This window comes from Microcystis aeruginosa LEGE 91341 (genome assembly GCF_015206885.1).
Taxonomy (GTDB): domain Bacteria; phylum Cyanobacteriota; class Cyanobacteriia; order Cyanobacteriales; family Microcystaceae; genus Microcystis; species Microcystis aeruginosa_H.
The window spans coordinates 1-13347 of record NZ_JADEXY010000119.1 but is presented as its reverse complement, the minus strand read 5'-3'; the positions used below and the strand labels follow the sequence as shown (position 1 = coordinate 13347).

The 13347-nt window shown below is 45.9% G+C and carries 12 protein-coding genes; 3 read left to right on the top strand and 9 right to left on the bottom strand.

The features are described 5' to 3' along the window. Window positions 1-63 precede the first annotated feature (63 nt). On the bottom strand, window positions 64-1191 hold the full coding sequence (locus tag IQ234_RS16205) for a 5-(carboxyamino)imidazole ribonucleotide synthase (RefSeq protein ID WP_193957833.1): 1128 nt from the start codon (window positions 1189-1191) through the stop codon (window positions 64-66). Continuing rightward, a complete protein-coding gene (locus IQ234_RS16200; protein ID WP_193957832.1) occupies window positions 1188-1697 on the bottom strand; it encodes a pentapeptide repeat-containing protein in 510 nt (169 codons plus the stop codon). Before IQ234_RS16200 ends, IQ234_RS16205 begins: the two co-directional genes overlap by 4 nt. A gap of 270 nt (window positions 1698-1967) precedes the next feature. On the opposite strand from IQ234_RS16200, the gene IQ234_RS16195 reads away from it, so the two are divergent. Continuing rightward, the gene (locus IQ234_RS16195) at window positions 1968-2831 is read left to right on the top strand and encodes a branched-chain amino acid ABC transporter permease (RefSeq protein ID WP_002736961.1); all 864 of its coding nucleotides are present in this window, start codon (window positions 1968-1970) and stop codon (window positions 2829-2831) included. Between the two features lie 187 nt (window positions 2832-3018). On the opposite strand, the gene IQ234_RS16190 is transcribed toward IQ234_RS16195, so the two are convergent. The 7 genes from IQ234_RS16190 to IQ234_RS16160 form a co-directional block, all read right to left on the bottom strand. Then, the gene (locus tag IQ234_RS16190) at window positions 3019-3402 is read right to left on the bottom strand and encodes a DUF4346 domain-containing protein (protein ID WP_002735883.1); all 384 of its coding nucleotides are present in this window, start codon (window positions 3400-3402) and stop codon (window positions 3019-3021) included. A 94-nt stretch (window positions 3403-3496) separates the two neighbouring features. After that, on the bottom strand, window positions 3497-5431 hold the full coding sequence (locus tag IQ234_RS16185) for an alginate export family protein (RefSeq protein ID WP_322743466.1): 1935 nt from the start codon (window positions 5429-5431) through the stop codon (window positions 3497-3499). A 101-nt stretch (window positions 5432-5532) separates the two neighbouring features. Then, the gene (locus IQ234_RS16180; protein WP_002786918.1) at window positions 5533-6330 is read right to left on the bottom strand and encodes an SDR family oxidoreductase; all 798 of its coding nucleotides are present in this window, start codon (window positions 6328-6330) and stop codon (window positions 5533-5535) included. 51 nt (window positions 6331-6381) lie between these two features. Then, window positions 6382-7149 (bottom strand): 7-alpha-hydroxysteroid dehydrogenase, encoded by a 768-nt coding sequence (gene hdhA, locus IQ234_RS16175; protein ID WP_002767739.1) that lies wholly within the window; start codon window positions 7147-7149, stop codon window positions 6382-6384. Window positions 7150-7194: 45 nt separating this feature from the next. Beyond that, a complete protein-coding gene (locus IQ234_RS16170; protein WP_193957830.1) occupies window positions 7195-7689 on the bottom strand; it encodes a permease in 495 nt (164 codons plus the stop codon). A gap of 119 nt (window positions 7690-7808) precedes the next feature. Continuing rightward, complete coding sequence (locus tag IQ234_RS16165; protein ID WP_193957829.1) at window positions 7809-9203, bottom strand: DUF2252 domain-containing protein; 1395 nt, start codon at window positions 9201-9203, stop codon at window positions 7809-7811. An 824-nt stretch (window positions 9204-10027) separates the two neighbouring features. Next, window positions 10028-11992, bottom strand: a complete 1965-nt coding sequence (locus IQ234_RS16160; RefSeq protein ID WP_193957828.1) for a flavin-dependent dehydrogenase — start codon at window positions 11990-11992, stop codon at window positions 10028-10030. A gap of 121 nt (window positions 11993-12113) precedes the next feature. Here IQ234_RS16160 and IQ234_RS16155 point away from each other — a divergent pair, with 121 nt between their 5' ends. Then, window positions 12114-12356, top strand: a complete 243-nt coding sequence (locus tag IQ234_RS16155; RefSeq protein WP_002763591.1) for a hypothetical protein — start codon at window positions 12114-12116, stop codon at window positions 12354-12356. Window positions 12357-12363: 7 nt separating this feature from the next. Then, window positions 12364-13179 (top strand): DUF2993 domain-containing protein, encoded by an 816-nt coding sequence (locus tag IQ234_RS16150; protein ID WP_193957827.1) that lies wholly within the window; start codon window positions 12364-12366, stop codon window positions 13177-13179. Window positions 13180-13347 lie beyond the last annotated feature (168 nt).

The window sequence follows — 13347 nt, the reverse complement described above, 5'->3', positions numbered from 1 at the left end:
CTTCCCCATCACCCCAATTCATAATTCATAATTCATAATTCACAATTCATAATTCATAATTCCCTAACAACCATACCAAAGCTTTTCTATCTGTTTTGCTAGGGCCAATAACTCAGAGCGATCGCTTGTATCCCTTAAGAGGGTGACATGGCCTAATTTTCGACCGGGACGGGATTTTTTACCGTACCAAAAAACGTGAGCGTCTGGGATTGCCGCTAAAACTGCTCTTTTTTCGGCATAATCACCGTCACTATCCTCAAAACCCAATAGATTAACCATAACTGCCCCGGCAGATTTTAAGTCCGTGGCTCCGAGGGGCAAATTAGCCACTGCTTGCAGTTGTAGGGCAAATTGGGAGGTAAGACAGGCGGAAAGGCTGTAATGACCCGAATTATGGGTACGGGGAGCGATTTCATTAATCAATACCTCTCCCTGCGGAGTGACAAATAACTCTATCCCGAAAACACCCACCGCCGACAAACTACTTAACAGATGATGGGCGATAGGTTCGGTTTGAGCGTGTAAAGATTGGTTAAGAGCGGCGGGAGCGATTACCCAGTGACAGACTTGCTCCTCTTGATAGGTTTCCACCACGGGATAGGTGACGATTTCCCCGGTTAATCCCCTAGCGGCAACGATGGCTAATTCTCGCTCGTAAGGAATATATGCTTCTAACATCAAGTCAAGACGCTCTAATTGCGGCTTTTTGGCGTTTAATTCTTCAGGAGTGCGGATAATAAAGGTTCCTTGACCATCATAACCGTGTCGTCGCGCTTTCAGCACTAGCGGAAAAGGATAATTTTCTAATTGGGATAAATTATCTATCGCCCAAAAATCAGGCACAGGCAACCCTAGGGAGCGTAAATAACATCTTTGCTCGTATTTATCCAATAGGGGGCGCAGATTTGCCAAACTAGGATAGAATTTAACTCCTGTGGCCGCTAATTCTTCTAGGGCATCTAAATCAACAAACTCATTTTCAAAAGTGATCAGATCACAATGTTGAGCTAGTTTTTTTGTGCCTTCCACGTCGGCTATTTCCGCAAAAACAACCCCGTCAGCTAAAGCAACGGCGGGATCGTCGGGGTGTGGTGTTTGTACAATTAGAGAAATGCCTAATTTCTTGGCTTCCTGTGCCATCATCCATGCTAATTGTCCACCACCAATAACACCAACCCGGGTTTGCATCATTGATCACATCCTAAAGATTCCGGGGTAGAGACGCCGGTTTTTGAGTTGACACCCTCGGCTCTTTCACAGAGATTTTTGATTTGTTGAGCGTCAAGCACGGCAAAACTAAAATCAGCACCGTTGATATTGACTCCCTCGAAAATGGTACGCAGCATAATTGCTTCGGCAAAAATGGCATCGCTTAAATCGGAATTTTTAAAGGTACTCAGATAGGCTAACCCATTGGTTAAGTCCGCTCCATGAAAGTTGCCTTCGATGATAGAGGCTCCGTTAAACACTGCCCCGCGCAAATCGGCAGAGCTAAAGTTAGAATCTTGCAGATTAACGTTAGTAAATTGGGCAGATTGCAAATTTTGTCCCGAAAAATCCTTTCCTGTCAGATTCTGGTTTTCATAACTGGCATTGGCTCCTGTGACAGCAGCAGAACTGGCTGCTAAGGCATTGACAGGAGATAAAATAAATAGTACGGCAAAAAAAGCGATCGCTAATCGAAAGATAGTCTTCATTGGCGGCAAATTCCATCAGTGGGCATTCTTGATTTTATAGCAGTAAGTCATCAGCCGTCAGTTTTTCCCTGGCCGCGAGAAATTGCTGGCACACAAACCTTTATAATAGCTGTCTGAGCTTATACTGCCGTGTAATTTGGTCTAAACAAAAATATTTAAGCCACAGGCTGTCAGCTTTCAGCTAAATAAGGTAAAAGACAAAAGTTAATTAATTTTCTCTCTCCTGACTTCTATTTCTAAGGACAATTTCTGATTTATACAAGAGGTTTGATGGATACACCGCAACTTTTATTCAATGGTTTAGCCGTCGGCAGTATTATTGCTCTGGCTGCTGTCGGCTTAACCCTTACCTGTGGCATTTTGCGTCTGTCTAATTTTGCCCACGGCGATTTTATGACTTTGGGTGCTTACATAACTTGGCTGGTAAATGCTCAAGGGATTAATCTCTGGTTAGCCATGCCGGTGGGGGCAGCGGTGACAGCTATTGCCATGCTCATTGCCGAGAGATTATTATGGAAACCTATGCGCGATCGACGGGCTGACTCTACCACTTTAATTATTATTTCGATCGGTTTGGCTTTATTTCTTCGCAATGGTATTTTAATGATCTGGGGCGGCAGTAATCAACGCTACGATCTGCCTGTGATGACTGCTACAGAAATTTTGGGGATTAAAGTAGCTTTTGATCGCTTGTTAGTCATTGGTTTGGCAATTATAGTTATTATTGCCCTCCATTTTTTATTACAAAAAACTAAGATCGGTAAGGCGATGCGTGCCGTAGCTGACAGCAACGATTTAGCTAGAGTAACCGGAATTAACGTCGAATGGGTTGTCTTCTGGACATGGATAATCACGGGAGTTTTAACTGCTTTAGCCGGAGGTATGTTCGGGTTAATTACTGGGGGAGTACGTCCCAATATGGGCTGGTTTTTAATCTTACCAATGTTTGCAGCCGTGATTTTAGGTGGTATTGGTAATCCCTACGGAGCGATTGCTGGGGCTTTAATTATTGGTGTTGCTCAAGAAATTAGTGTTCCCTTAATTGGTTCTGATTATAAATTAGCCGTGGCTTTATTAATTATGATCTTGCTGTTATTATTCCGTCCCCAAGGTTTATTTAAAGGCACGGTTTAACAGTTATCAGGAGACAGGAGACAGGAGACAGAAGACAGGAGATAGGAGACAGGAGATAGGAGACAGGAGATAAGAGATAAGACACTATTTTTATTTATTCTCCCCACTTCCCCCAGCAACGCTCAGGAAGTGGTCTCCCCACTCCCCAATTCATAATTCATAATTCATAATTCCTCAACCCCAATCTTTAATCCTGAATATATTCTTCCCCAGTGATTAAAGCATATTCAGCGCGGGTAAATTCTCGACCTAAATAAGCAGCATGATCGAACATAGTAATAGGACAAGGTTGGGTTTCTTCGATTACTTTGACGGCTAATTCTTTGGCAGTCCTAGCGGTGTAAATAGACTCAGGATTGCGATCAAGTTTTTGCCTAACACCGATAACTTTTCCCGTTTCTGGATCGACGGCTAAACCTTTTTCGTTGATAATATTGCTGTAATGTTTGGCACAGATTAACCCAGCTTCTCGGTCTAGATAAATAATAAAATATCCTGCGGGATCGAGAGCGATCGGACGTTTGGAAAGTTGATGATCAATAGCGGTGATTTGGGATTTTAATTCGCTCATTTTCTTGACAAAATCACTTAAATATGTAGATGAAAGCAAGAGCAAATTATATCACATACCATCATCCTTGTCCTCTGGCAACAGGAGGATAAACTCAGAAAAACATAAACAGGGACACTTGTAGAGTAACCCAAGGGCTAGTATTATTCTCCGCTGCGAGACGAATAGCACTGCCCGGAAACGCCACGGAACCAACCCCCTGAAGCAAGAAATTTTGAGACAGATAATATCGCCCGATTAACAGTAATTCATGGCCAAGATCATAGGATTTCAGCGTCTGGAGGGCGGGATTACCCCCTAAGTTATTCAAAGTGTCGGCAAACCGGTAGTAGTAATCTAGGGATAACTCAAAGTTACTGGTAGGCATCACCGTAAAATTGACTCGATGAGAAAAACTATTAGAGTTGTTATAAACCTTGCCGAGACTAATTCCCTGTAACCAGTCAGTTAAACCACTCGCTTGCAAGGGATCAAAACGTTCATAGGTGGCAGTTTTGGGGTTATCGCCACTAAAACCGGCAAAGCGGTAGCTAAAGCTAGGCTGCCAGCGCACATTTTGAACACTGTAGCCTAACCAAAGATAACCCCCCTGAGCCGACATACTATACCGGTCATTAAATTCGTAGGCATATTCCCCTTGAAACCACAGTCCGGGTACCCCAAACAATGGCGATAACTGCAATCGGGGATTAATCACCTGTAACCCTTGACGGGTTAGCCGTTCACTATCCGGCAGCAAATAAGTCCGGGATGATTGAGGTACACCCACATAGGTTAAAACGGCCTCAACCCCTTGATTATTGTTATACTGGGCGCTAATTCCCAAATATTGTGTATTGCTATCAGCCACTGATAGCTCATCTGGCTCCAGAAAGAACCCCTGTAAACGAAAATCCCCCCAGCGCAAATCAGACAGCACTGTCATCTCGTAGGCAGTGCGGGGGTTAGAATAGCTCGCCGCTCGATCTAGAGCATTAGCCGAACCGCTAAACTGAGAAAACAAAAAGCCTTGATTGAGTTGGAAAATTTGCCGTCCTGCCGATAGGTTAAAAACGAGAGGATTTCCCGTTTTAGCCACCAGAAAACCGCCGTAGAGCTTTTCAATATTACCGTAGAACCTTGAGTCTGTACGGAAAATGTCCGGTTGAACTGTCCCAGATACCGTATAGGAAGCGGCACCATAGATATACACAGGAGAATTCCCCAGACCAGTAATACCTGCTAAACCAGGCTCTAGATAAAATTCTCCCCAAGTAATTGTTCCCTTCGGTTGGTAGGAACTGGGGGCAAAATTTTCTGGGTTGCCAAACCAGGGATTAGTATCACTAAAGACTCCCACACCCCCATTGAGGATCAATTTAACCAAACTGCGATCGCTCTCGTAGAGGGTAGGAAAATCGCGTAACTTGCCACTGATAACCATACCCCTTGGCGGTTTAGGGGTAGGGACTTGGGAGACCTCCTGTGGTTTTAAATTGACCAGCAGGGCCACAATGACCACACCGGGCAGATTTGACTGGTAGAGACGATACTCGGCACTCTCGACAAAGGGCAAGCGCTGCACCTGATTCAGTCCCCGGTCCGCCAAAAGGGGACTAAAGTTTCCCCCGGCCCGAATGCCAAAAGTATCCGCCAGTTGCCGTCGGACATCTTCATCTTGCTTCGGGTCATTGCTGGGGTTGCGAACGTGGATAAACACCCGTTCAATGGGAAACCCTTCGCCAAAATTGGGGGGAATCCTTAACCTGGCATTGGGATCTTTTGGCGGCGACACTGTAGATTCAGGGGATGGTAACTCTACCGGTTCCGTTGGCGATACATCATCCTGGCTCACTTGTGCAGTCGGGAGATTAGCTCCAGGCTGCTGCTGCTTGAATTGTGCAACCGAGTTCGGGGGAAGGTGGAGGACTGGCCCGAGACTGGCCGCATTTTCTAAGGGGTCGGTTGTCGGGGTGGACTCCTCAGCGATCGCCGTTTCGGCCAAGAGCTGCCCTTGACCGGCAGAGGCGAGATTAAACAATGCTAACACTGAAAAAGAAGTTACTAGCCTGATAGCCCGACGATATCCAAAAGCAGCAAAAACCATAACGACAAATCGCAGAGAAAGGTCAAGGAGGGGCCAGAGAGCCGTTATTCGGGTTTGAGACGGACGCGTTTGCCACCACCGGAGACTTGTAAGGTTTGACCGCTCACCCAAGAGCCAGCCGGTGAAGCTAACCAGAGGAAAGCGTTAGCAATATCTTGGGGTTTACCGGCGCGTCCGGTCAGGTTGTCGGGATGAGCTAGAGCATATTGGGCTTTTTCATCCAAACCAGCAGCAGCATAACCCTCGGTGATCACTGTACCAATCAGCACGGTATTGACGCGAACCTGTTTAGCAAAATAGTGAGCCAGACCTAGCATCAGATGGTTAAGGGCGGCTTTAGCGGCGGAATAGGCAATAAAGTCAAAAGCTGGCAAAACCCCCACCAGCGAACCGGAGTTAGTAATCGTGGCGTTTTCCGCTTTCAGCAAATAGGGACGACAAGCAGAAGTCATCCGCGTGGCCGCTAAGGTATTGAGTTTATAGCTTTCGATCATTTCCTCCATGGGAACCTCTAGGGGGTCGTCGTAAGCTTTACCCCAACCGACATTGTTAACAAGGGTAGAAATGCCGCCAAAAGCTGCCACCGTTTTGGCCACACATTGTTGAATATCTTCCTCCACAGTGACGTTGCAGCCGATCCCTAGAACTTGATTCCCTGTGACAGCTTGAATAGCCTCGGCTGTTGCTTGGGCTTTTTCTCCATTCAGGTCGGCAATCATGACCTTGGCTCCCGCGCCGGAAAAGGTTTTCGCAATGGCTTCCCCAATATTTTGGGCTCCGCCGGTGACAATGGCCACATGGCCATCCATGCGAAAATCAGCAAAAGCATCAAAATTGCTCATATTCTCTCCTTTTTGTCGTTAAATACAGTTAAATAAATCGATAATAGACTGTTAGTCCAATTCCTGAACCCCGCCGCCACTAACGGTGAGGATCTGCCCACTCACCCAACTGGCCGCCGGTGAACAGAGGAAAAGGGCAGCATAGGCAATATCACTGGGTTCCCCTAAGCGGGCGAGGGGGGTATGCTTGAGCATCACTTTTTCAATATCCGGAGTCAGCACTTTAGCCAAGGCATCGGTTTTGATCGCACCGGGGGCGATCGCATTTACCCGAATTCCTTTCGGTCCGAGATCAAAAGCAATATTGCGGGTGAGGTGGCTGACGGCGGCTTTAGAGGAGCTATAAGAGGCCATATTGATATTCTTGTTCTCTGCCGACATCGAGGAGATATTTAAAATCGCTCCTCCCCCCGCCGCTTCCATATAGGGGACACATAATTGACAGAGATGAAACGCCGAAAATACATTGATTTTATAGGCCCAGATGAAAGTATCCATGGGCATATCAAAGGGTTTTGGCCCACCACCGCCGGCATTGTTTACCAGCAGGGTGATTTTGCCAAAAGCATCCAGGGTGGACTTGACTAGGTTTTCTAGAGCCTGTTCATTGGTAACATCACAGGCAACTGCGATCGCTCTGCCGCCCTTTTCCTTAATGCCATCAGCAACAATGGCGGCGGTGTCTTCCTTGAGGTCACTGACGACCACCGCTGCCCCTGCTTGGGCAAATAATTCGGCAATGCCCCGGCCAATGCCCGCACCGGCCCCAGTTACAATCGCTACTTGTCCATCGAGCTTAAATGCGTCCAAAACGGTCATAAAATCTCCATAATATTCAATGATGCTCGGTCATACCTCAAAAATCTACTCAGGCCGCCCGATGGCTTTCATCACCGCCGCGTTAATAAACCAGGAGGCTATCCCGGCGATAATCCCTAAGATAATTGCACCGATAACAGGTGTTACCAGAATCGTCCCCAAAAACTTTTGCAAGAATAGAGCAGCCAAGGCCACTGTACCAAAGACAAACAGAGCATAAAACAGGACTGTCCTAACTCCAAAAAAGAAGAAAGGGCGCTCTAAAAGTTCTGGGGAGGCGACGTGGAAATCTTTGGCTTTTTGGCGGAAGGTAAAAAAGGCAATCATCCCTAAGATGAGGGAAAGTATAAAAGCGGTCATCACTCCCGTGGAGAAGACCGTTTTTTCATGCCCTGATATGGTATCCACAGTGAGCGGTAGAGTATCTTTTCCTCGAAACATAAACCAGCCAATCACACCATTGATGACAGCGTTGGTGACACCACTGCTCAGGGCATTTTTTTGGATGAAATCATTGGCTTGATCTGAAGTTGGAACCATATAGCTACCCTTTGAGAGCCGATCTTGACTTTCCAGGCGAATTATACCATCAAAAGTCAAATTTTTCAGCAGCGAGGGGCTGATCTTGCCTAGAACCGCTCAAAATCGCTCCCTAATCTCTATAAATTTTCTTCTACCAAAGCCTCCACTCGTCCTGTTTTAACCGCATCCACCAAAGCGGCGTGATCCCGTTCTGTCTGATCGGCATAAGCGATCGCAAATTCGCCCATGGCTAGATCGAACTGATCTCCTTTCCCCAAATAACCGCTAATAGTGGCCGCATCTCCAGATTTAGCGTGGGCGCGGGCCAAGGTCCAGCCACAGAACTCGGCGTAGCGTTGCAGTTGGACGGCCGATACTCCTTCAATGGGTAGGGAAAACTTCATATCCCGCAGTTGCCGTAAATAGAAGTCGTTGCCCCCTCTTCCCTTGGTCCAGCCCAAAAATATGTCGCTAGAGGATTGCATCAATCTCTGGCCTGTAACTACCCGTTGCCCCTGATTTTCGTACTGGCTCTTGGCGGTATAGGGTTCTAGAACCGAAGGGCAAGCCTCCTTAACTTGTAGGATGAGGGGATGGTTATCTTCCGAGAACAATAGGGCGATATAACATCTGGTGCCGACACTGCCAATGCCCACCACTTTCAGGGCAAAGTCCTCTAATTGGTAGCGATCAAAGAGGACCCGGCGTTCCTCCGGCAGGGATTGGCGATAGTCTTCCAGACCCTCGCGCACGATAGTCTCCCAATCCGGTTCGTTGACATGGTAGAGAATAGGCGGCTGATCGACAAAGCGATTGCGTCCGCCGGTTTGGGTGACGATCTTGGGGTAGAGATGTTCGATGATGCGATCGCGGGCTTTGGCCATCATCTGTTCCCGCAACTTCCGCGTCTTTTCGTCGGGAGCCATCTCGATCGCCTGTTCTACTCCTATGCGCGTGTACCATACCTCTAAGGGACTGAGGCGAGAATATTCCCGCAGGTGTTCTCGATAGGAACGAGCGCAATCGATCGCCGCTGCCTTCGATTCTCGCTCGGATAGATCGCTATCCCTGCCGGCGATGACAAAACTGACCACGAGACGCTTGAGATCCCATTCCCAAGGCGCGGGCAGGGTTTCGTCGAAATCGTTAATATCGAAGACTAAATTGCGTTCGGGGGTGGCAAAAAATCCGAAGTTCAACAGGTGGCAATCCCCGCAGGCCTGCACGATAATGTTAGTTTTGGGAGTGGTGGCCAGATCGTAGGCCATCAAAGCAGCGGAACCGCGCAGGAAGGTAAAGGGACTCCGCAACATTCGTCCGTAGCGGATGGGAATCAATTCCTGTAATCGCCCCCGATTTGATGCTTCGATGATTTCGATCGGCTCTCGACCAGCTGCGGGGGGTTGCCAGATAGCGTGGTCAGAACGCGGCAGCCGCTCCCGCAGGGATTTACCGATCTGGATGCGTTCTTCCCGTGAACGGAATCGAGCTTGAGAAGGTGAGCGGATCGGGGTTTCTATTTGGTGGTTCATAGTGACTTTTTCCCCTGAATGAGATTACATCCCTTGCTGTTAGATGACTAAATGAATACAAGCAATAGGAAATAGATAAGTCAATAGTGATGGTTCCCCTTCTGGGATAACTTTCTAACATTTCCCCCTTTAGAGATAGCTTCTGATGCTCGGTTCAACAATTAATCTTCACTCGTTTCTTATCTGGGGAAGATCAACCTCATCAATGATAGATTTTTTCTGAAATGGCTATCTCTTAAATTTGCTTAACTTTTAGCCCAATGGCAGCTCTACTGTTTCGATTGTATCTTGCTGAAAAATTGCTGGCGGGATAATCTTAACAAAATTTTATCTAATATTTAGCCTTCGGCAAGGGGCTAAAATCTCGCTCTTTTGTCGGGAAAAGGGGGAACTATTCCGGGTTAAAGGTGAAAATTTTCCCCTTACCCCAGTTCTGTAGGAAGTTTTCTGTTTATTTTTTTGGGTTAGGAATAATTTTTCGCTGGTTTAACCCGGTTTTTTCTAGAACTGAGAAATTTATTTGCCCAGGTCTTAGTCATACCAAATTAAATTGTATTCAGTAAGGATTAGGGGTTCTTCTGGTTTCTGTGTGGAAACGAGGTCTATACTGATAGTTTATTTAACAAAATAGTTCTAAAAGTCTTTCCCAGTAAACATTTCACGATTTCATAAGCAAAAATTATCACACAAAGTCGAGAAGAGCCGATTAGGGGAAATTTTGTTAGAGAAGCAACCCTCTGGGGGGGGTTAACTTCTTAAACAATTCATCTACTTTGACTTCTAACGCGCCTAGGGTGATGGGAGCATCAATTGATAAATATTCTCTAATTTCTTAAGCCATAATTAAAACTCAATAACTTTAACCAGAGGCGAGGATTGTCTTTTTCTAGCCAGCTTTGCGAGTTTTTTAACCATTGGGGAAACCAGGGACCCAAAAGCAGATTTTTGACTCCATCAAGGCTAAAATCGAGATAGGAACCCAACCAGCGCATTAAATCCTGACTGCCGGCCATTTCTGCTATCCATAACAGTAAAGCTGGGTTTTTTCTGGCCGCTTTAATTGCTAAACGGCTAAAGGTCAACCAATTGGTTTTATCCTTAATAAAGGTTTCGGAAACCTCCGGCGGTTCGTCGGTCAATAAACCGAAAAATGTATTTAACATGGCGTTAATTCTTTGGGGGGGTAAGGTTTTTCCTGTGGGAACCATCATTCCTTTAGAAAATAACCAAGTTACCGCCACATTACTTTGATAGGCCCGCACGTTTTCTAGGTCTTTAGCTGTTAGTAAATCGTGTTTCAAGGCCGTATCCAAAAGATTGGTTAAGCGCTCTAAATTACGCACCAAAGAACCGAAACCAGTAAAGATTAAGGGTGATTGCAGGGAGGCGGCATCACCGATGGCTAAAATGCGATCAAAGGAGACAATTCGATCTTTTTTTCCTGTGCTAAAATGCCCCGGTATATAACCAAAGGTGGGTTTTTTCCAAGTTAATTTTTCTGGGTCACACTGTCGATATTCGGGCAAAATAGTAAAGAAATCTTCGTACATTTCTAACAGAGAACCGGGGTTATCGGGATGGACTTGATGATAGTGGAATAGATAAAAGGTTAATTCTTTTCCTTCCCCCGGAAATAATTCCCAAATTAATTGCCTACCTTTAGAAATATCGCCATGGGAATTTAAGACATCACCATAGTGAGAATCCCACACCACTGGATCGAATCCTTCTACTACTGCCCCCACCGTCGGACAGACACTATCAAAGGCACGCACTCCGTTTAATTGCCAAGCAATGGGGGAGGCGGAACCCATAGCATCAATCAATAAACGGCCTTTTATCTGTTGAATTTCTCCACCATGATTAAGGGTGATAGTAACACTATTAGCGGTAATATCAGCCTTGATAAATTCGGTTTGATCGAGAATTTTACCGCCATTATCCTGTATTTTTTTACCGCAGGATTGCAGCAATTTATCGGAATTAATGGCGATATTTAAAACCGTGGGAGTATGGAGAATTTGGGCTTTCAGATGGGGGGGATTATTGCCATCAAAAAACTTATTAAAGCCATCGATGTATTCTTGGAAGATTAATTTCTCGAATTCTTCGGCCGTAAATAGACCTAAATTAATTAAACTTTGAAACTCCGATCGAGAGATATTCCATTCCCGATTCATCCGTCCGAAAGGCAGTCTTTCTACTAAGAGGACTCGATAACCTAATTTGGCCATCTGTGCCGCATGAATTGCCCCCAAGGCACCACCAATATAAATTAAGTCGTAGGTGATGGGATGATCATTTTCCTCACTACTAGAGAAAATTACCGGCTGCGGTTGTTGGGGATTTTTGGCACTGTCGCGCCAACGTTTCTCCCACCAGTACAAACGTTCTAAATCCGCCTCCCCTTGCGGCATTTTGCGGAAGTAGTGAACCGTTAGGGGATAGTCCGCTTCTAAATCTGTAAAAATTGAGTGATTTTTTTGATCGATATTTGGTATCGTGTTATACTGCGGCGGAAAACGCCTTTGTAAAGCTCGATCGAGCTGCCGAGTCAGGGATGTTTCTTGATCATGCGACCGCTCACCCCAGCGGAAAACTTTTAAATAAGTAGTCCGTTGCAGCGTCCAGACAAAAATCGATAATTCGATCGCCTCCGATAAGCGCAATCTCACCCCGTTAGGTGTATTTGTCTTAACACCGTTTGCGGGTTGCCAATCGGATTGTAACCACTGACAAACGGCGATCGAGTCAGGAGTCGGAATTTCTCTGTAAAGTATTTCTTTCATCTTGATTTAGCTGTTAAACCCAAAAATCGTCTGATTACGCTAGACTACACAAAAAGTTTTCTGAAAAAAGTTTAAAAAACTTTACATACCCAGATTAATACAAAGCCTACCCCATCTGATTATGAATTATCCCATCCCGACCACCCCCGAAGAAATTGCCGCTCTCCGACAGCGTCCCGTCGATGAGGAGATGATCGCTGCCGTGATTGCGGGAATTATTAGAATGGCCCGCGCTCAGGGTCAATCTCTCGATGATCTGACTGAAGAAATTCTCGCAGAAGACCCGATTTTAGATCAAGTGCAACGACGTTGGTTAAGTCAGCTTTTGACTAATGCTTGGCAAAATTTAGCTGGATGGGTGTAATTGAGCGATGGAATGGCTAACAATCACTCTCGCTAGTGTTTTGACCCTGTTAACTCCCGCAGGGGCAATTATTGATACGGTTTTAGCCCATACCCTTCGCTCCCAAGTCCAAAAAGTGGAACAATTGGCCGTGAGGGTCGATAATACTCCCAATTATCAGGTTCTGCAAGGCAAAATCGATCGAGTTCGCATTTCTGCACGGGGAATTTATCCCCTTGCTGGTGTTCGCATTGAGAAGATCGAGCTAGAAACTGAGCCAATTAGCCTCGATTTGCGGCGATTACAGCAGAAAAACAGCAGTTTAGCCGCCGCACTGCGCCGACCGGCTGCGGGAGCATTGCATCTTGTCCTCACGGAAACTAATGTTAATCAAGCTTTACAATCGGCAGCGGTCAAAGAACAAATTCAGACCCTGATTAATAATCTGATTCCCTCTAGGGAAGAATTGGGTAGCACAAAATATCAACTTAGTCAAGCAAATTTTAATTTTCTTAATAATAATCGCGTCGCTCTCAGCCTGCAGCTGGAGACCCAAAGGCTGGACGAAGCGGCAGCCAGCCTCGATCTTAGCCTAGAAGTGGGATTTAAGCTAGTGCAGGGGCGAAAAATCGAGCTTATTGACCCCACAGCCACTCTTAATGGTCGTCGCATCTCCTCGCGCCTTCTCAAGGGGTTTGCCGAGGGTATATCCACCCAGTTAGATTTAAAAAACTTCGAGAAACAAGGAATTATCGCCCGCCTTCTCCAATTGCAGATCGACGATGATAAGCTGAGTATAGCCGCCTTTGGCAGAATTGAACCTCGATCGGGGAACCCCAATTAAATTTAACGGTCAGAAAACAGGAGACGGGAAGTGGGAATTATAAATTATGAATTATGAATTATGAAGTGGGGAAGTGGCGAGAATAAAAGAGTTCGACTGGTAGCTGATAACTGATAACTGATAACTGAACTATGCCTAGTTCTCGCTCTAGTGATAAAATCTCTTTAC

Coding starts and splice junctions, on each gene's coding strand:
- IQ234_RS16170 (WP_193957830.1), bottom strand. CDS start 7,689: ATGGTTCCAACTTCAGATCAAGCCAATGATTTCATCCAAAAAAATGCC.
- IQ234_RS16205 (WP_193957833.1), bottom strand. CDS start 1,191: ATGATGCAAACCCGGGTTGGTGTTATTGGTGGTGGACAATTAGCATGG.
- IQ234_RS16190 (WP_002735883.1), bottom strand. CDS start 3,402: ATGAGCGAATTAAAATCCCAAATCACCGCTATTGATCATCAACTTTCC.
- IQ234_RS16155 (WP_002763591.1), top strand. CDS start 12,114: ATGAATTATCCCATCCCGACCACCCCCGAAGAAATTGCCGCTCTCCGA.
- hdhA (WP_002767739.1), bottom strand. CDS start 7,149: ATGACCGTTTTGGACGCATTTAAGCTCGATGGACAAGTAGCGATTGTA.
- IQ234_RS16195 (WP_002736961.1), top strand. CDS start 1,968: ATGGATACACCGCAACTTTTATTCAATGGTTTAGCCGTCGGCAGTATT.
- IQ234_RS16165 (WP_193957829.1), bottom strand. CDS start 9,203: ATGAACCACCAAATAGAAACCCCGATCCGCTCACCTTCTCAAGCTCGA.
- IQ234_RS16160 (WP_193957828.1), bottom strand. CDS start 11,992: ATGAAAGAAATACTTTACAGAGAAATTCCGACTCCTGACTCGATCGCC.
- IQ234_RS16180 (WP_002786918.1), bottom strand. CDS start 6,330: ATGAGCAATTTTGATGCTTTTGCTGATTTTCGCATGGATGGCCATGTG.
- IQ234_RS16150 (WP_193957827.1), top strand. CDS start 12,364: ATGGAATGGCTAACAATCACTCTCGCTAGTGTTTTGACCCTGTTAACT.
- IQ234_RS16200 (WP_193957832.1), bottom strand. CDS start 1,697: ATGAAGACTATCTTTCGATTAGCGATCGCTTTTTTTGCCGTACTATTT.